We start from the raw sequence: 17,231 nt of genomic DNA on the forward strand, positions 1-17,231 counted from the left end.
CTGTCCCCCTTCTAGGTCGGCTCCAGCCGTAGCGTACGTAGCTCCGGAGTGGCCGGCCCGTCGACGCCCCGCACCAGCAGCGTCAGCCCGGACCATCCCGGCGGAATCCACAGTACGTCGGGATCACCACCGGAGAACGCGGGCCGGTCGCCGACCCACACCCGCCCCAAACACTCTCCGGACGCCCAGCCGGTGACGCGCAGCTGGGTCCCCTCCGGCCGGAGAACGACACCATTCTCCAACGTTGGAAGCTCGACGTCGAGCCAGGCCTCCTCACCCGGTGCCAGCGCCAGCGGAAGGTCGATCCCGGCGCCTGGTTCGCGGGCCTGTGCGAAGGCGGTCAGCACGTCGTCGTCCTGTACGGCGCACGTCCAGTCGCGCACCGGATCCAGGGTGAGCAACTCGGCGCGGAGACCGCCGCCACTCGGATTGTGGGGGATCGTCACGGAGAGCTGCTTGGTGCCCGCGGGCAACAGCGCCCACGGGTCCTCGGTGTGGACGACGATCGGCTCGCCGTCGTCCACCGTCACGGTGACCGGCTCGCGGACGCCGTCCAGATGCAGTGCGGTCGGCGTGTCCGTGTCGAGGCGGCGCGTGTACGTGACCGGCGTACCGATGCGGGTGCTGCTCCAGCCGGTCAGGCTGCGCAGTGGTGCCGGATCGCCCGCCCAGTGGCCGTCGACTGTCCACAATGCGGAGATGTCCCGGGTCTCGATGACAGTCCACAGCGTGCCGAGGCCGCGCAGTGCTCCGAGGCGAAGCGGAGGCAACCGGGCGTCGTCGAAGTTCGCATGGCCCCAGATCTCCACAGTGGCGTGGATCTCGCCGCTGAGGCCACGGACGTCGATGCGCTCCACGGCGCCGAAGCCGGCAAGTGTTCGCACTCGGCCGCCGACCGAGAGATCCACGATGTCGGCCGCACCTACGAGCAGCAGTTCGTCGGTCAGCTCCGCGGTCGTCGTGTAGGTGCCGCGTCCGCGGTAGACACCAAGCGATTCCAGCGTGGGTGGCAGGTCATGGGTACCTGCCGGTTTCTCCGTGGGCACAGTGGACCGTCGCCGCACCTGACCGACCGACGTCGCCGCCGGCGTCTGCGGAGCCACGACCTCCGATCGTGGTTCCACGGTGACCTGAACACCCTCGACCACGAGTGAGGACCCTACCGCGATCTCCACCGACGTGTTGCCGATGACAACGGTCACCGGCACGGACGAGCAGAACACCAGCCCGTCGTCCAACGACACCAAGTCCGCCGACGCCAGCCGCAAGGTCTGATCGCCAACCGGCAGATCCAGCAGCATCAACGGACACGAGTCCGCACCGACGGCGACCGAGACACCGTTGACGACCGCACGCCCGTCGGTGTCGCTCAGATTCGGTACGGCGACCACTCGCCCGCCGCCGTCGAGGTCGAGGACCGAGGGAACGGAACTGGTCGGGAAGTCGGCCGTCACCTCGACCGCTGCACCCGGTGTCGCCAGCGCCAACCGCGGACCCAGCGCATCCAGCACGCGTGTCAAGAGCTGGGCCTCGGCGTACTCCGGCCGCTCGGCACCCGTCGACGACACGTAACCACCGAAGTCGTACCCGTGGCTCATGAAGTTGCCCGGCTTCCCCCAGTTGCCGCTCGACGGGGTGTAGCCGAAGTTCCACCCCGACGACTGCAGGTACGGCGCGATCAACGACGCCCCGCTGGCCAGCAATCGCCGCAGGGTCCGGTGGCGCCGGTTCGTCTCGGTGATCAGCAGCGGCAGCCCGCGGTCCGCAAGCAGTGCCGCATAGCGACCTACCTCCTCCTCGATGAACGGCGAATCGTCGTTCGGATAGAAGTTGCACGCCGGTACGACGCCCTCGACGTCGCCGGTGGCACCAAAGAGGTCACCCTGACCAGCGCACGCGATCAGCGGTACGTCGATGCCGTGAGCAACAGCCTGGTCCCGCAGGGCGGTGAGGTATCCAGGCCGGTCCGCGCAGTCGAAGAAGTCCAGCTCGTTCTCCAGCTGGACCATGATCACCGAGCCGCCCGCGCCGTGCTGACGAGCCGCGATCAACGGCAGCACGTGGTCGAACCAGGCCGTCACGGCCGCGAGGAACCGCGGCTCGTTCTGCCGGACGCGTACGGCGGGATCAAGCCCGAGCCAGGCCGGCAGCGCGCCGCCGTCCCACTCGGAGCAGATATACGGCCCGGGCCGGGCGATGACGTGCAACCCGACCTCAGCCGCGAGGTCCAGGAACGCCGCCACATCTCGCCGGCCGTCGAACGACCACCGCCCGGGCGCGAGCTCGTGGAAGCTCCACGGCAGATACACGTCGACGCAGGTGTAGCCGGACCGGCGGACCTGCTCGAGCCGTGCGCGCCACTGCTCCCGGGGCAGCCGGAAGTAGAACAGCGACGAGCACAGCACGACCTGCGGCCTGCCGTCGATGACGATGCCCTGGCCGTTCAACGCAACCGAACTCACTTGACCCCCGCACTACCGCCGTTGATGTCCATCTCGTACAGATACCGCTGACCCAGGTAGTAGACCAGGATCATCGGCACAGTGAGCAGGATCGAGCCGACCATCACCAGGTTCCACGGTGGCGCCTGCAGTGCGGCCGAGGTACTGGTGATGTACTGCACGCCCAGGGCCAGCGGCATCTTGGCCTCGTCGTTCAGGTAGATCAGCGGGCCCATGAAGTCACCCCAGGTCGCGGTCAGCGTGAAGATGCCGATCGCGATCAGCACCGGCGCGAGCATCGGCAGCATGATCCGGCGGTAGATGCCGAAGAAGCCCAGCCCGTCCACCATCGCCGCCTCGTCGACCTCGCTCGGCAGCCGGGACACGAACTGCCGGACCAGGAACACGTTGAAGGCGTTGGAGAAGAAGTTCGGCACGATCAGCGGGAGGTAGGTGTTCACCCAGCCGAGGTCCTTGAACAGGATGAACTGCGGGATCATCGTGATCTGGGCCGGGATCATCATCGTCGCGATCACGATGATGAACAGCGCGTTCTTGCCCGGCGCCCGCAGCCGCGCGAACGCGTACCCGACGAGTCCGCTGGACAGCACCTGGCCGAGCACCGCGCCGGCCGAGATGATCACCGAGTTCAGCAGGAACCGCTGCATCGGCAGGTCGGTGCCGAACACCCGGGTGAAGTTGTCCCAGTGGAACTCGCGTGGAAGGATCGTGAAGGTGTTCGCGTTGACGGTCTGATCGCTGGACAGCGCGATCGACACCACGAACACCAGCGGCACGCACAGCACCGCGGACACGATGATCAGCGTCGCATAGCTGAACGGCGACGCCCGGAAGACGCCCGCGACCCGATCCCGACGTGTGGTTCGTTCCCGCGCCGGTGCGGCGGCGGTAGAGAGTGCGGTGGCCATCACTTCACCTCGGTCTCGTAGAACACCCAGCGCCGGGCGGTGCGGAAGGCGAGCAGGGTGAACACCAGGATCACCGCGAACAACAGCCACGAGATCGCCGACGCGTACCCCAGGTGGTAGAACGAGAACGCCTCGTCGAACAGCAGCGGCACCATCATCTGGCTGGCGTTGTTCGGCCCGCCCTTGGTGAGGATGTAGACCTGGGAGAACACCTGGAACGCGCCGATCAGTCCCATCACCAGGTTGAAGAAGATGATCGGCGTCAACTGCGGGACGGTGATGCTCCAGAACTGCCGGACCGGCCCGGCGCCGTCCACCTCGGCCGCCTCGTACAGCTCCCGAGGGATGCCTTTCATTGCCGCGAGCAACAGTACGGTCGCGCCGCCGGCACCCCACACCGACAGCAGGATGAGGGCCGGTTTCACCCAGACCGACTCCAGCAACCAGGACGGCCCGGGGATCCCGGCCCAGCCCAGGACGTCGTTCAGCGGGCCGGACGGCGCGAGGACCATCTTGAAGATCATCGCGGTCGCCACCAGCGGCACCAGCGTCGGCAGGTAGATCAGCGTCCGGAACACCTTGCGGGCGCGAACCTGCTTGTTCAGCAGGTTCGCCAGCCACAAGCCGATCCCGAGCCCGAGCGGCACCGAGATCGCGGCGTAGTAGAACGTGTTCCACAACGCCTTCCAGAACACCGGGTCATCGGTCAGCAGCCGGGTGTAGTTCTGCAGTCCGACCCACTTCGGCGGCGTGAACGAGTCCCAGTCGGTCAGCGAGATGTAGACCGACGCGAGCATCGGCCCGAGCAGGAACACGACGAACCCGATGATCCACGGTGACGCGAACAGGTAGAACCACAGCGCCTCCCGGCGGCGCAGCGTCGACATCAGCCGGGCTTGACGATCGACTCGAGCCGCTGCTGGATCGCGGTCAGCGCGGCGCGGGCGTCCTGCTTGCCCAGCCAGAAGTCGGCCAGCCCGTCGTCGAACGCCTTCTGCATCTCGTTCCAGGCCGGGATGAACGGGGCCCGGTAGATGAAGTCGCTGGACTCGCCGAACACGTTCATGTTCACCGGCTTGGTCATCCAGGCCGGCTTCAGGAACGCGTCGCTCTTCTGCACCTCCAGGCTGGCCGGAACGTCCTGGCCGGTGGCGATGATCTGCTGCTGCGCCTCCGGCGAGGTGAGGAAGTCGATCGCCTTGAACGCTGCCTGCGGGTTCTTCGCGGTCCGCGAGATGGCAAGGCCGCTGCCGAACGCGGTCACCGCCTGCTCCTTGCCCCGCCACAGCGGCGCGATGTCCCAGTCGATCTTGGTTTTGGTGAGGCCGCTGATGCCCCAGAAGCCGGTGGTGTTGACCGCGACCTTGCCGTTCGCGAACGCCTGGTCGCCGCCGACGTCCGCGCCCATGTCGGCGTACTGCTTCTGGGTCGGTACGACGCCGTGCTTGAAGATCAGGTCGCCGGTCCACTGCAGCGCGTCGATCACCTCGTCGGTGGCGACCGCGGGCTTGCCGCTGTCGTCGATGATCCGGCCGCCGTTCTGGTACACGAAGCTCCACCACTGCGCCCACCAGCCACCGCCTGCGTAGCCCCACTGCTTCCCGGGCACGGACAGCTCCTTGAACGCCGACAGCGCGTCGTCCCAGGTCCAGTCCGCGGTCGGTGCCTTGATGCCCTTCGCCGCGAACAGCGCCTTGTTGTAGAAGACGATCATGGCGCCGGAGCGGTCCGGGATCGCGTAGACCTTGTCCTGGTACGAGTAGAGCTTGCCGATCGCGCCGAACCGCTTCTCCAGGTCCATCCCGGCCTTGGTCGCCAGGTCGTCGAGCGGCTGGATCTGGTTCTTGCTCGAGTAGACGTTGACGCTCTCGGCGACCTGCATGATGTCCGGGCCTTTGCCGCCGGCAATCATCGTCTGGACCTTCTGGGCGTACCCGTCGTTCGGGATCAGCTGCAGCGTCACCTTCAGCTCGGGGAACTTCTTCACCAGCAGGTCGATCCGCTTCTGGTACGCCGTCTTGTCGCTCTCCCCGCCCCACACCGTCATCACCAGGTCGGCGGCGGTGGCGTTCCCCGACGACGAGCTCTTGTCACTGTCCGATCCGCAGGCCGTCAGCGTGATGACGCCGGCCGCCAGTCCCATCCCGAGAAACCCCCGCCGCGAGAACGCTGTTCCCATCGCACACCTCTTCCGCCCAGCCCAGCCTGATTAGAGTGGCGGTTAAACTAACCATTGGAATAACCCGTGACAAGACCTCGTCCGGCAGATGTCCAAACCGTGACCAGGCGGCTGGACTCTAGGGTTGCCGGATGAGCTTCGTGATCGGGGTCGACATCGGCACGGGCAGTACCAAGGCTGTTCTGACCACGCTCGACGGCACGGTGCGGGCGGTCGCCCGGCGCGAGCACGCGCCGAGCCTGCCGCAGCCGGGCTGGGCCGAGATGGATCCGGACCGCGACTGGTGGGGTGATGTCGTGGACGTCCTCGCCGAGCTGACGTCCGCGCATCCGGACGCGGAGATCGCCGCCGTCTGTGTCTCGGGCCTCGGACCATGCGTCGTACAGACCGATGCCGAGCTGCGGCCGCGGCGGCCGGCGATCCTGTACGGCGTCGACACCCGCGCGACCCGGGAGATCGAGGAGATCACCGGGCAACTCGGCGCGGACGCGATCCTCGAACGCTGTGGCAAGGACCTGTCCAGTCAGGCGATCGGACCGAAGCTGGAGTGGTTGCGGCGGGAGGCAGGGGAGGACTGGCAACCGCAGGATCGATGGTTCAGTGCGCATACGTACGTCGTGGCCCGGCTGACCGGTGAGTGGGTGCTCGATCACCACACCGCGAGCCAGTGCGATCCCTTCTACGACATCCGCACGCAGGACTGGGCCAGGGACTGGGTTGAAGCTGTGCTGCCGGGTCTGGCGCTGCCACGGTTGGTGTGGCCGTCCGAGCAGGTCGGCGTGGTGCGAGGCGTCGCGGCTGCGGAGACCGGACTGGCCGAGGGGACTCCGGTGGTTGCGGGCACGGTCGACGCCTGGGCGGAAGCCTTCAGCGTTGGGGTGCGGCGTCCTGGCGACCTGATGCTGATGTACGGCTCGACGATGTTCTTCGTCCAGGTGCTGACCGCACCGACCAGTGTCAGTGGACTCTGGACGACGTCAGGCGTCGAGCCCTCGTCCCACACCCTGGCGGCCGGGATGGCGACGTCCGGGACGATCACCACGTGGTTGCAGGATCTGACCGGTGGAGTGCCGTTCGAGACGCTGGTCGCGGAGGCGGCCGCCGTTCCGGCCGGTGGTGAGGGGCTGGTGCTGCTGCCGTACTTCAGCGGGGAGCGTACGCCGATCTACGATCCGCTGGCCCGTGGTGTGATCGCCGGACTTACGCTGCGGCACGGGCGTGGTCACCTGCTGCGAGCGGCGTACGAAGGAATCGCTTGTGGGGTGCGGCAGATCATCGGCGCTCTCGAAGAAGCGGCCGGGCGGCCGGAGCGGATCGTTGCCGTCGGCGGCGGTACGCAGGGTGGGCTGTGGACGCAGATCGTGAGTGACGTGTGCGGGCTGGAGCAGCAGGTGCCTGCGCAGACGATCGGAGCGTCGTACGGCGATGCCCTGCTGGCGGCGATCGGGATCGGCCTGGTCCCGCCGGACACCGACTGGGCCCGACCCGATCACGTGGTCCGTCCCGATCCGTCGACGGCTTCGACGTACGGGGAGCTCTTCCAGACCTACACGGAGCTGTATCCGGCGACTCGTGCGCAGATCCACCGGCTGGCGCGCTCAGGTCAGATCGCGGATGTGTAGGACGCTGCCGTTGTCGAGGTCGCGGTCGAGCGTCGACCAGATCGTCCGGGCGATGTCCTCCGCCTTGGACAGCAGGCCTTGGGCGTCCATCTGGCGGAAGCGGCTGGCCTCCGGCACCTGGTCGTCGCTGCAAGCACGCAACTCGGCTTGCATGTCGGTGTCGACCGCGCCGGGTGATACCGAGATCACCCGGCAGCCAGGATCTCGCCGGCGTTGCTCGAGGCCGGCCGTCCGGACCCACTGGTCGATCGCGGCCTTGGCGGCGCAGTAGCTCGACTCGCCTTCGTGCGGTCGGCTGGCGGCACCGGAGGACATCATGATCAGGTGCTGCTCACAGTCGCGGCCGGAGACCGCGCTGAGGAACGCCTGGCCGAGCACCAGGGCCGCGGCCGAGTTCAGCAGCACGTTGCGCGTGTACTCCGCGGTGTCGACGCGGTCAGCCGGCCCCAGCGGTGTGAGCGTGCCGGCGCTGTGGATGAAGACAGCCATCTCCGGGGAGTACCCGTCCAGTCGCTGCCTGAAGTCCGTCGCGACCACCGGCCACGAGTCCGGGTCGGCCAGATCGACCGCGACGTGGTGGGCGCCCGGCGTACCACCGCGGCGAGAGATGTCGACGAGTTCCGCGTCGAACGGGAGTGTCGCCGCCAGAGCGGCGCCGAGCCCGGCCGATGCACCGGAGATCCAGACCAGAATCCGTCGCAACGGAATCATCGCGTGCACCTGCCCAAGGGCAGGCCAAAGTCCAGCATCATGCAGTTCCCCCCTGCAGCGCCCCACCGTTCCCCCGATGCAGGAGCAGCCTACGTCGTGAAGTGCTCAGATCGAACCCCTGTCGGCGTTTCTGACCCCTCGCAACCCCCTGACCACTCACGGAGTTCTCAGCAGACACTCAGAGTCGGAGGCTGTTACACGACACTTGTGTCAGCGCCGGTCCATGCATGTACCGACGGCTGCTGAGGTCGCGAGCGCCTTCGGGTTCGGGGAGCCGGCGGGTTGATCGACCAGTTGCGGGTGGCAATGGCTCGGCCGGCTGTCTCAGAGCGCGAACAACCTGCCGTAGTTCGTCGGGCGGGCGGCCGTGCGGGCGGCGTGGAGGAGCGCCCAGAGCAGGACGGAATTGGCGGTGAGGACCGGGCGCTGCAGGTCTGCTTCCAAGGTGGAGATCACGCCGACCGTGCGGAAGCCGTTGCCACCGATGAAGACGGCTTCGGCGCTGTCGGGTGTGTGGGCAACAATCCACGCGATCAGGTCGGCCGGGCTGATGCTCCGCTGATTGCTCGGCAGCTCGCAGGGTCCGTGCCGGACCACGTCCAGGTCCAGCGAGGTGAAGTACCCGGCACCGAGCCGGTCCAGCTCCGCGTCGAACCAGGGCGGGTTGAAGAGCGCGAGCCGCTGCACGTTCAGCGTCCGCAGTCCGGCCACCGCCGCGGCGCACGTGGACACCACCGGGATGCCGGCGCTGTGCTCCATCAGCCGCTCGACGACCTTGCGTTCACCGTCGGCGCCGATCACGTACGCCGAACTGGTGAATCCGATGCCGATGGCACCCAGTGGGGCGGCGGCCAGCAGGGCCGTCGCTTCGTCGATGTCCGGCGGCTCGACGAACGCCTGCACCGGCGCCAAGGGGATCGTCGGGTCCATCTGGCCGCCCGACCTGATCCCCCCGAACGGCACACGGGTCGCATGCACCCGAACACCCTCCGGAGCCATCGCCTGGAGTTCCGACTCGGGCCCGACGTCACCGTGCGGCGTCAGTACACCGATCCGTGCCCGCACATCCCATCCATCTGGTTGCCACATGACACGCTCCTTCCCCCACCCTCGAGTGTGCGCCGAAATTCGGTCGACGGCAGACCAGGAGCCGTCGATAGCATCGCGGGATGGACTCGACCGAGTGGAACTGGCAGTGGGATCCGAGCCTGTACGCCGGGAGCGCCGAGCACTACGCGGTCGGGCGGATGGCCTACCCGGCTGCGTTGGCCGACGCCGTACGGGACGAGCTCGGGCTCGACGGGAGCGGGCGGCTGCTGGACGTGGGCTGTGGTCCGGGGTCGCTGACGCTCTTGCTCGCGCCGTTGTTCGCGGAAGCGGTCGGGGTGGACGCGGACGGCGGGATGCTCGAGGTGGCCGCGAGTCGGTCGGAGTCGACCAACGTGCGGTGGCGGCAGTTGCGAGCCGAGGAGTTGCCGGCCGATCTCGGGACCTTCCGGGTGGTCACGTTCGCGCAGTCCTTCCACTGGATGGATCAGGCGCTCGTCGCCGACCGGGTTCGCGGCATGCTGACGCCGGACGGCGCCTGGGTGCACGTCGGCGCCACCACTCATCGCGGCGTGGAGGGCACCGACGAGCTCCCGCATCCACGCCCACCCTGGGACGACATCGACAAGCTCGTCGTCCGCTACCTCGGCCCGGTCCGCCGCGCCGGTCAGAGCGTGCTGCCGACCGGCACCCGCGGGGGCGAAGAGGAGGTCATGCGCACGGCCGGCTACCGCGGCCCGGCCCGGATCGTCGTCGGCGGCAACGAGATAGAGGACCGCAGCGTCGACGACATCGTCGCGTCCGTGTTCTCGCTGTCCAGCTCGACCCCCCACCTGCTCGGCCCGGACCTCGCCGCCTTCGAGGCCGACCTTCGCGACCTGCTGACCAAGGCCGCCGGCAACGGCTTGTTCTCCGAGCGCCGCCGGGAGATCGAAGCCGTCATCTGGCGCTGACGCCAGTGAGCCGTAGGGAAACGCGGCCCGGTCGGGCCAGTGCCGGTCGGCGACAGTCCGTTGCGTGAGGCAACAGCCATCAAGCCGACCAGTACCTGCAGCGATGAGCCGCTGGATCGAGCTGCTCCGGCAGCAGCTCGGGTTCGGTCAGCGCATCATGTCGGTGATGGCGATGCGGGCGGCCGACGGGCACCCCTTGGTGAACCCGTAGAAGGGGCCGAAGTCGCGGGTCGACGCGAAGCCTGTCATGTACAGCCCGGCCAGGGAGGTCTCGAGGCCCTCAGTCAGGTCGGGGAACCCCTCGGTCAGCGAGACCCGATCCACGACACCGCCCAGGTAAGGCACGCGAGCAAGGTCAGCCCGGTAACCGGAAGCGAAGACCACATGATCGGCGGTCAGCGCCTCGCCATCGGAGAGAGTCAGCGTCACGTCGTGTTCGCCGACTGCCGTGTCGACCACCGCACACCCAGGATGACTGGTCACGACTGTGTCGGGGATCCGTGGCACAAGCCAGGGTTCCAGGGTGAGACGCCCGACCTGCCAGAACTCGGCAGCGATTGCTCGCCGCCGCTCGACGGAGAGTCCTCGCCACCATCCCCGGTGCGCCAGCGTCTGGTCGACGTACTGGTCGACGAATCCCCAGCTCACCTTGGCGAACCTGGGCGTGCTGTGGCGATGCACCACGTCCACATGCTCGGCGTCGTGGTCACACAGCAAGGCCGCCCATTCGTAGGCGCTCTGCCGGCCGCCGATGATCACGACCCGGGCATCGGCGAACGAATCGAACGAGACCAGCTCACAGGTATGCGACCGGCGAGGCGCGGGGACGTCGGCGTACCACTCCGGCAGGTTGAGGAAGTAGCCGATGCCGGGGGCGGCGAGGACCTTGTCCGCGGTGATCGTCGCACCGTCGTCCATCGTTGCCACGAAGCCTGCGTTCGACGTGGTCAGGCCGGTCACGAGGCGCTCGTCGAGGTCGAGGCGCTTGCGCTCGCGGAACCACTCCGTGTAGTCGAGGAAGACCGAGATCGGGATCGGGTCGAAGTCTGCGGGTCGCATTCCCCGGTCCTCGAAGAATGCCTCGAACGTGTGCTCGCCGCGTCCGTCGAGATGCCAGTCGGGGCCCGAACGCAGGAACATCTCAACCGGCATGTGCCTCCGCCAGAAATCCATCCGATGGCCGACGATGCGGGTCTCGATGCCGTTGTCACGGGCAAAGGCGGCCGCAGAGTACGCGTAGGGGCCTGCGCCGACGACCAGCAGATCCGTCCGGTCAGGCATCGTTCCCCCTGAAGGTGCGGCCAGAACATCGCCGGTTGGTGACGAGACGACTGGGCGATGAGTCCAAGAGTCCCCTACCTGATGCGTTCGCGCCAGGCGGGGCTAGGGCTTGAGGGCGGCTACCTGCTCGAGGATGCGCCAGTCCTCTTCGGCGGTGCGCCGCACGTCCGGGCTGATGTAGGTGTCCAGTACGACGTACTCCGCACCCAGCTCGGCGAGACCTTCCAGATCCGCCCGGATCTGGTCGAGTGTCCCCTCGCCGAGCACGCGGTCGTCGTCGGCGAGCTTCGCCGTCGGATGAGCCCGGATGCGCGGACAGAGCGCGGGTACGGCGACACCCGCGTTGGCTGCGGCGGAACGCAGGGCCGGCATGCCTTTGTCACGCAGCCAGAGCGGATGTGGGTTGATGGGATGCCAGGCGTCGCCGTACTGGATCGCGCGCCGGATCGCGGCCCGGCCGGCCCCGCCGACCCAGATCGGTGGGCGGTGCGCCGAGGGCGGTCCGGTGTGGATCTCGTCGTACGGCGCATGAGGCCCGGGGGAGGACGTGATGGCGTGAGTCCAGGCGTGCGTGATCGCGGCCAGATACTCGTCGGTGATGGGGCCGCGGCGGTCGAACGGTACGCCGAGTGCGGCGTACTCCTGCTGGGACCAGCCCGAACCGACGCCGAGCACGAACCGGCCGTGGCTGAGGTCGGCGAGGTTGGCGCCGACGCGCGCAGTCTGCAACGGGTGCCGGTAGGGGAGGACGGAGACCGAGGTGCCGAGCCGGAGCCGCGTGGTGTGCGCGGCGAGCCACGTGATCGCGGTGAACGGCTCGTAGAACGGGACCGGGTAGAGCGCCTGCACCTCGGGCGCCATGGCGACGTGGTCGGACATCATCGCGAGCGCGAACCCGGACTCCTCGGCGAACCGTGCCCACGCCAGCAGCAGCTCGGGCGTGGTGTCGGGGCCGTAGTTGAGCAGGTTCAGCCCGAGCTTCACCTGAGCTGCTCGAGATAGACGGCGAACGGCTCGCGGGCCTCGGGCAACTCCAGCTGCTCGATCCGTCCAGGGTCGAGCTCACGCGCAGCAGCCTGGATCTTGGTGAGAATCGGCGCGTACGGCGTACGCAGGTCCGGCACCCACTCCTTCGGCGCGGCGTAGACCACGCGGTCCACCTCCGCCACGATCGCGACGGTGTGGCAGATCGGGCACGGTTCACAGCTGGAGTAGAGCGTCGTACCGGCCAGGGTGATCGCGCCCAGCTCTCGGCACGCGGCGCGAATCGCCACCACTTCGCCATGAGCCGTGGGGTCGTTGTCGCGCAGTGCCGTGTTGACTCCGGTTGCGACGACTTCATCGCCATCCACGATGACCGCCCCGAACGGCAACTGCCCCCCGGCCCCGTTCACCCGCGCAAGCTCCACCGCCTGCCGCAAGAACCCAAGATCGCTATCCATGCACCGACGCTACTGCCTCACCGGCTCGCCCCGATGGTGGTCTCACAGACCGCGAGCGGCCGCGGGCGGGAAGCCTGCGGCCGCTCGGCGTCGGTGGTCGGGTCCGGCTACTCGATGTCGTCGTCCTGGCCGTCGAGGTTGTCGAGCTGGTCCTTGGCCATGTCGGTGCCCTGGTCGATCTTGTCGCCGTACTGGCCGCCGGTCTTCTCGTCGGCGAAGTCGCCGGCCTTGTCCAGGCCCTCGCCGATCTTGTCGCCGTGCTCGTCGACGGCTTCCGTCGCCTTGTCCTTCAGGTTGTCGAACATGCCCATCGTCGTTTTCCCCGTTTCTCTCGATGGTTGCCTTGGACTACCTATCCCTTCGTACCCGATCGCGACGATCACAGACAAGGGCCTGTGGGCGTGTTGGTCCAGCGTTCATTCCGTAAAGGGATTCCGGTCGGCGGCGACCGCCGGGAGGATTGTTCCGGCCAGCTTGCCGTACAGGTGGCGCTGGACCATCGGGCCGAAGCTGATCCGGGCGACGCCCTGCGCTGTGTAGTCGGCGAGCGTGTTGGCCCCCTGGCCGTAGCCGACGTTCACCGGGCCGCCGATCTCCTTGACCAGCGTCCCGATCAGGTCGAGATCGCCCACGCCGATCGGATAGACGCAGTCGGCGCCCGCGGCCAGGTAGCGGGCGGCCCGGTCGAGCGCGGTCCGGAGTTGTTCCTCGGGGGAGCCGGCTTTGCGCAGGAACGCGTCGATCCGGGCGTTGACCACCAGTTCGGTGCCGGCCGCGGCGCGGATCGCGGCCAGGAAGTCCGCCTGTTCGGCCGGATCGACCAGGTCGCCGGTGGCCGGATCCGAGTCCTCCAGGTTGAGGCCGACGGCGCCGGTCGCGGTGAAGCGTTCGACGAGTTCGCCCGGCGGGAGCCGGTAGCCGCGCTCGAAGTCGATCGTGACCGGGACGGACACCGAGCGGGCGACCTGGGCCGCTGCCGCGAGGACCTCGTCGACCGGTGCCTGTTCGCCGTCGTCGTACCCGAGGATCGCGGCGGTCGCGTTGCTGCTCGTCGCGACGGCGGGGAAGCCGGCCTGTTCGACCATCCGGGCCGAGGCCGCGTCCCAGGCGTTGGGCAGGACCAGGGGCGTGCCGGGCACGTGCAGGGCGCGGAGCGTGGTTGCGAGTGACATGGGTGTCTCCGTCTTAGCGGGATTGAATGATGGGCAGCCCGAACGCCGGGAACAGCGCGGGCTGGTGGAAGGACAGAACGGCCGAGATACCGGCCTTGGTCAGGGTCAGGACCTTGACGGAATGCGCGTGGTACAGCGCGTCGTCGCCCCGGATATAGAGCGCGAACGCCGGCTGCCCGTTCGCCGAGGTCTCGACCAGGATCCGTCGGTCGGGACCGGACCGCATCTTCGCGTCCAGGAGCCGCAGTACGTCGCCACGTCCGCTGAACCAGGTCGGGATCGGCGGCATCTCCCACCGGGTGTCCGCGGTGAACAGTCCCTCCAACGTGACCAGATCCTTGCTCTCCATGGCCGCCGAGAACTGATCGAGCACCGCCCGCCGGACTGGTTCGTCCGGCTCGCTGAAGTCCTCTTCGCTCGGCCGGAGCCGCGCCAGCTCGGCCCGCGCCCGCTGCAACGAGCTGTTGACGGCCGCGGTCGTGGTGTCGAGCAAGGTCGCGACCTCGGCCGCCGGCCAGGTCAGCACCTCACGCAGGATCAGTACGGCGCGCTGGCGCGGTGGAAGGTGCTGCATCGCGGCGACCACCGCCAGCCGGAGGCTCTGCCGATCGCCGACCACCGTGGCCGGGTCGGCGCCGAGCAACTGGTCCGGGAACGGCTCCAGCCACGGCACCTCGAGTGCCTGTGGATGCAGCTCGTCCGGATCGTTGCCGGGGGCACCGAGCGCGGACGGGACCATCCGCCGGCTGCTGTGCTGCAGGAAGTTGAGGCAGACATTGGTGGCGATCCGGTAGAGCCAGGTCCGGACGGTCGAACGGTGCTCGAAGTCCGCCTGTCCGCGCCAGGCCCGCAGGTAGGTCTCCTGCACCGCGTCCTCGGCGTCGTACAGCGACCCGAGCATCCGGTAGCAGTGCGCGACCAGACCACCCCGATGCAGCGCGAACTCTTCCTCCAGGTTCATCCGACTCCCTCCACCACCTTCGTGGCGACCGGCTGGGCGGTACGGCGCCGTGCGGTGATGCCGAGACCCGACAACGCCGCGAGCAACGACAGTACGCCGCACCCGGCGAGGGCCCGGGTGAAGCCGTGACCCGCGTACCCACCGGCGGACACGAAGACCGATCCGAGGACGGCGACACCGGCTGCGCCGCCGAGTTGACGGGTCATGCCGTAGACCCCGGAGGCGATGCCCACCGCCTCCCGTGGCAGCGCACCGATGCTCGCACTCTGGGCGGCCGGCATCGCCAGCGAGATCCCGCAGCCGGTGACCACGAGCGGTGCGACGAGTTCGTAGTACTGGCCGGTGCTTCGGCTGACCCAGAACATGCCGATGGTCTGCAGTGTCATCCCGATCACGACGAGTGGGCGCTCGCCGACCCGATCGATCAACCGGCCGGCGAGCGGACCGACGAAGAAGAGGGTCGCCGTCCACGGCAGCAGCTGCAGACCCGCCTTCAACGGCGCCGACCCGAACACGACCTGCATGTACTGGGACAGGAAGAAGACAGCGCTGAAGAGTGCCGCGCTGAGGAAGAAGCCGGCCGAGTTCGCCGCGGTGAAGGTCCGGTTCCGGAAGAATTCGAGCGGGATCATCGGGTGCGCCGTCCGTCCCTCCCAGCCGGCGAAGGCGGCGAGCAGGACGACCCCGGCCGCGAACGAGCCGAGCACCTCGGCGCTCGACCAGCCGGCGCTCCCACCGTGGACGACGCCCCAGACCAGGCCGAGTACGGCGAGGCTGATCAGGACCGCCCCGACCAGGTCGAGCCGCCGCGACGGACCCTTGCTCTCGGGGATCTTGCGCAGTACCAGCGCGATCGCGATGAGGCCGATGGGCACGTTGATCCAGAAGATCCACTGCCAGGACAGCCCTTCCGTCACCGCTCCGCCGATCATCGGCCCGCCCAGTACGGCGAGGCCGGTGACCCCGCTGAACACGCCGGTCGCCCAGCCGCGCCGCTCCGGCGGGAACGCCGCCCCGAGCAGGCCCATCGCCACCGGCATCACCGCGGCGGCGCCGACTCCTTGCACCGCTCGGGCCGCGATCAGCCAGGGCACCGAGGTGGCCAGCGCACAGCCCACTGACGCCGCGGTGAACAGCGCCAAGCCACCGGCATAGGTCCGTCGCCGGCCCAGGCGGTCACCGATCGCGGCGGCCGTCATCAGAAGCATCGCGAAGCTCAGGGCGTATGCGTTCACCGTCCACTCGAGCTGCTCGGCCGAGGCGCCGAGATCCGCCCGGATGGTGGTCAGCGCGGCCGCGACCACCAGCACATCCAGTGCCACCATGACCGACCCGATCGAGGCCAGCCCCAGCACCCATCGTTGTTCACTTGTCGTCCGCACAGGTTCCTCCAGGAAATTGCTCTCACCTGTACAGACCAGCGGCGGCAGCCGAACTCATCGCCGCGATGAGTGCGAATTTCAGCAGGGTGCGTTTCTAGGGCCAGAGGGAGATCAGGACCTTGCCGGAGGTGTTCGAGTCGGCGGCGGTGGTGAACGCCCGGACGGCCTGCTCGGCCGGGAAGTCGTGGGTGATCACCTGCTCGAGCCGCGGATCGGCGTCGAGGAGCTGGACTGCGCGGTCGATCTCGTCGTTGAAGCGGAGGGTGCCGCGGAGCTGGAGTTCGCGGGAGACCAACGGGGAGAGGTTCACGCCGCGCGGCTCGTTGGGCGGGACGCCGACGAGGACGACGATGCCGGCCCGGCGGGCCGCGTCGAGCGCGGCGGTGATGGCCGCGGGTACGCCGGTGCACTCGAGGACGACGTCGAAGTACTCCGAGGGGATCTCGTCGGTGCCGACCTGGATCGTGCCGTGGACGCCGAGCTCGCGGGCCCGCCGCAGCGGACCTGGGAGAACGTCGGTCGACACCACTTCGGTCGCGCCCGCGGAGAGCGCCGAGGCCGCCGCCAGCAGGCCGATCGCGCCCGAACCCGAGACCAGCACCCGCCGCCCGTCGACGCCACCGGCGATGTGGACGGCGTGCAGGGCCACGCCGAGTGGTTCCGCGAGCGTGGCACGGCGCAACGGTAGTGTCGCGGGCAGCGTGCGGACCATGTCCTTGCCCACGACAACGAACTCGCTCATGCCGCCCTGGGTGTGTGGCCAGGTGCCCGCGCTGCCGAGGTAGGCGCCGTCCGGCCACAGGTGCGGGCGATCCTCGATCCCCGCCGCCGGCGTGCCGAAGGTGGCCGGGTGGATGGTCACCGGAGTGCCGGGCGCCAGCTCGCCGGAGGGGTCGAGGTCGACGGTGCCCGAGAGTTCGTGTCCGGGCACCAGCGGTTCGCGGACGACGTACGCGCCGTTCGCGCCGTCGTTGTAGTAGTGCAGGTCCGAGCCACAGATCCCGCCGTACGCCATCCGCAGCCGGACCTGGCCGGCCTGTGGGACCGGAGTGGGCAGCTCGGCCTCGACGAGTTCGAGCTTGCCCCGGATGACGATCGCCCGCATGGTCCT

At 68.6% G+C, this 17,231-nt stretch carries 16 protein-coding genes; 2 read left to right on the plus strand and 14 right to left on the minus strand.

Annotated features, from left to right (window positions below):
- Nucleotides 1-11 precede the first annotated feature (11 nt).
- Genes OG555_RS23295 through OG555_RS23310 form a run of 4 tightly spaced genes read right to left on the minus strand, consistent with a single transcriptional unit; the run spans nucleotide 12 to nucleotide 5,549 of the window.
- Entirely contained in the window at nucleotides 12-2,462 is a 2,451-nt protein-coding gene (locus tag OG555_RS23295; protein ID WP_329474639.1) for a beta-galactosidase, read from the minus strand.
- Nucleotides 2,459-3,370, minus strand: coding sequence for a carbohydrate ABC transporter permease (locus OG555_RS23300; RefSeq protein ID WP_329474640.1), 912 nt, complete (start codon nucleotides 3,368-3,370; stop codon nucleotides 2,459-2,461). The genes OG555_RS23295 and OG555_RS23300 overlap by 4 nt, the downstream gene beginning before the upstream one ends.
- Nucleotides 3,370-4,257, minus strand: coding sequence for a carbohydrate ABC transporter permease (locus tag OG555_RS23305; RefSeq protein WP_329474641.1), 888 nt, complete (start codon nucleotides 4,255-4,257; stop codon nucleotides 3,370-3,372). Before OG555_RS23305 ends, OG555_RS23300 begins: the two co-directional genes overlap by 1 nt.
- A complete protein-coding gene (locus tag OG555_RS23310) occupies nucleotides 4,257-5,549 on the minus strand; it encodes an ABC transporter substrate-binding protein (RefSeq protein WP_329474642.1) in 1,293 nt (430 codons plus the stop codon). Before OG555_RS23310 ends, OG555_RS23305 begins: the two co-directional genes overlap by 1 nt.
- Nucleotides 5,550-5,680: 131 nt before the next feature.
- Here OG555_RS23310 and OG555_RS23315 point away from each other — a divergent pair, with 131 nt between their 5' ends.
- Nucleotides 5,681-7,171 (plus strand): FGGY-family carbohydrate kinase, encoded by a 1,491-nt coding sequence (locus tag OG555_RS23315; RefSeq protein WP_329474643.1) that lies wholly within the window; start codon nucleotides 5,681-5,683, stop codon nucleotides 7,169-7,171.
- On the opposite strand, the gene OG555_RS23320 is transcribed toward OG555_RS23315, so the two are convergent.
- Together OG555_RS23320 and OG555_RS23325 are read right to left on the minus strand one after the other, a co-directional pair.
- Nucleotides 7,148-7,882: an SDR family NAD(P)-dependent oxidoreductase gene (locus OG555_RS23320; RefSeq protein WP_329474644.1), complete on the minus strand. Its 735-nt coding sequence runs from the start codon at nucleotides 7,880-7,882 to the stop codon at nucleotides 7,148-7,150. The two genes, OG555_RS23315 and OG555_RS23320, sit on opposite strands and share 24 nt — an antisense overlap.
- A gap of 324 nt (nucleotides 7,883-8,206) precedes the next feature.
- The gene (locus OG555_RS23325) at nucleotides 8,207-8,971 is read right to left on the minus strand and encodes a maleate cis-trans isomerase family protein (RefSeq protein WP_329474645.1); all 765 of its coding nucleotides are present in this window, start codon (nucleotides 8,969-8,971) and stop codon (nucleotides 8,207-8,209) included.
- A gap of 80 nt (nucleotides 8,972-9,051) precedes the next feature.
- Between OG555_RS23325 and OG555_RS23330 the strand changes: the two genes are divergently transcribed.
- Entirely contained in the window at nucleotides 9,052-9,882 is an 831-nt protein-coding gene (locus tag OG555_RS23330; protein WP_329474646.1) for a class I SAM-dependent methyltransferase, read from the plus strand.
- A gap of 147 nt (nucleotides 9,883-10,029) precedes the next feature.
- Here OG555_RS23330 and OG555_RS23335 read toward each other — a convergent pair whose 3' ends face one another.
- The 8 genes from OG555_RS23335 to OG555_RS23370 form a co-directional block, all read right to left on the minus strand.
- Nucleotides 10,030-11,163, minus strand: a complete 1,134-nt coding sequence (locus OG555_RS23335; RefSeq protein ID WP_329474647.1) for an FAD-dependent oxidoreductase — start codon at nucleotides 11,161-11,163, stop codon at nucleotides 10,030-10,032.
- A gap of 102 nt (nucleotides 11,164-11,265) precedes the next feature.
- Entirely contained in the window at nucleotides 11,266-12,147 is an 882-nt protein-coding gene (locus OG555_RS23340) for a TIGR03619 family F420-dependent LLM class oxidoreductase (protein ID WP_329474648.1), read from the minus strand.
- Nucleotides 12,144-12,605 carry a nucleoside deaminase gene (locus tag OG555_RS23345; protein ID WP_329474649.1) on the minus strand — a complete coding sequence of 154 codons (462 nt, stop codon included), beginning with the start codon at nucleotides 12,603-12,605 and terminating at the stop codon, nucleotides 12,144-12,146. Before OG555_RS23345 ends, OG555_RS23340 begins: the two co-directional genes overlap by 4 nt.
- A 107-nt stretch (nucleotides 12,606-12,712) precedes the next feature.
- Nucleotides 12,713-12,916: an antitoxin gene (locus OG555_RS23350; RefSeq protein ID WP_329474650.1), complete on the minus strand. Its 204-nt coding sequence runs from the start codon at nucleotides 12,914-12,916 to the stop codon at nucleotides 12,713-12,715.
- A gap of 105 nt (nucleotides 12,917-13,021) precedes the next feature.
- Nucleotides 13,022-13,777 carry an isocitrate lyase/PEP mutase family protein gene (locus OG555_RS23355; protein WP_329474651.1) on the minus strand — a complete coding sequence of 252 codons (756 nt, stop codon included), beginning with the start codon at nucleotides 13,775-13,777 and terminating at the stop codon, nucleotides 13,022-13,024.
- A gap of 13 nt (nucleotides 13,778-13,790) precedes the next feature.
- Nucleotides 13,791-14,738, minus strand: a complete 948-nt coding sequence (locus OG555_RS23360) for a sigma-70 family RNA polymerase sigma factor (RefSeq protein ID WP_329474652.1) — start codon at nucleotides 14,736-14,738, stop codon at nucleotides 13,791-13,793.
- On the minus strand, nucleotides 14,735-16,120 hold the full coding sequence (locus OG555_RS23365) for a DHA2 family efflux MFS transporter permease subunit (RefSeq protein ID WP_329474653.1): 1,386 nt from the start codon (nucleotides 16,118-16,120) through the stop codon (nucleotides 14,735-14,737). The genes OG555_RS23360 and OG555_RS23365 overlap by 4 nt, the downstream gene beginning before the upstream one ends.
- 94 nt (nucleotides 16,121-16,214) lie before the next feature.
- Complete coding sequence (locus OG555_RS23370) at nucleotides 16,215-17,225, minus strand: zinc-binding dehydrogenase (protein WP_329474654.1); 1,011 nt, start codon at nucleotides 17,223-17,225, stop codon at nucleotides 16,215-16,217.
- Nucleotides 17,226-17,231 lie beyond the last annotated feature (6 nt).

Source organism: Kribbella sp. NBC_01484 (assembly GCF_036227145.1).
Taxonomy (GTDB): domain Bacteria; phylum Actinomycetota; class Actinomycetes; order Propionibacteriales; family Kribbellaceae; genus Kribbella.

Bases quoted from the DNA above. Each gene is read 5' to 3' on its own strand.
- OG555_RS23350 (WP_329474650.1), bottom strand. From the start codon at position 12,916: ATGGGCATGTTCGACAACCTGAAGGACAAGGCGACGGAAGCCGTCGAC.
- OG555_RS23325 (WP_329474645.1), bottom strand. From the start codon at position 8,971: ATGTGGCAACCAGATGGATGGGATGTGCGGGCACGGATCGGTGTACTG.
- OG555_RS23370 (WP_329474654.1), bottom strand. From the start codon at position 17,225: ATGCGGGCGATCGTCATCCGGGGCAAGCTCGAACTCGTCGAGGCCGAG.
- OG555_RS23300 (WP_329474640.1), bottom strand. From the start codon at position 3,370: ATGGCCACCGCACTCTCTACCGCCGCCGCACCGGCGCGGGAACGAACC.
- OG555_RS23310 (WP_329474642.1), bottom strand. From the start codon at position 5,549: ATGGGAACAGCGTTCTCGCGGCGGGGGTTTCTCGGGATGGGACTGGCG.
- OG555_RS23305 (WP_329474641.1), bottom strand. From the start codon at position 4,257: ATGTCGACGCTGCGCCGCCGGGAGGCGCTGTGGTTCTACCTGTTCGCG.
- OG555_RS23345 (WP_329474649.1), bottom strand. From the start codon at position 12,605: ATGGATAGCGATCTTGGGTTCTTGCGGCAGGCGGTGGAGCTTGCGCGG.
- OG555_RS23320 (WP_329474644.1), bottom strand. From the start codon at position 7,882: ATGATTCCGTTGCGACGGATTCTGGTCTGGATCTCCGGTGCATCGGCC.
- OG555_RS23355 (WP_329474651.1), bottom strand. From the start codon at position 13,777: ATGTCACTCGCAACCACGCTCCGCGCCCTGCACGTGCCCGGCACGCCC.
- OG555_RS23360 (WP_329474652.1), bottom strand. From the start codon at position 14,738: ATGAACCTGGAGGAAGAGTTCGCGCTGCATCGGGGTGGTCTGGTCGCG.
- OG555_RS23335 (WP_329474647.1), bottom strand. From the start codon at position 11,163: ATGCCTGACCGGACGGATCTGCTGGTCGTCGGCGCAGGCCCCTACGCG.
- OG555_RS23315 (WP_329474643.1), top strand. From the start codon at position 5,681: ATGAGCTTCGTGATCGGGGTCGACATCGGCACGGGCAGTACCAAGGCT.
- OG555_RS23330 (WP_329474646.1), top strand. From the start codon at position 9,052: ATGGACTCGACCGAGTGGAACTGGCAGTGGGATCCGAGCCTGTACGCC.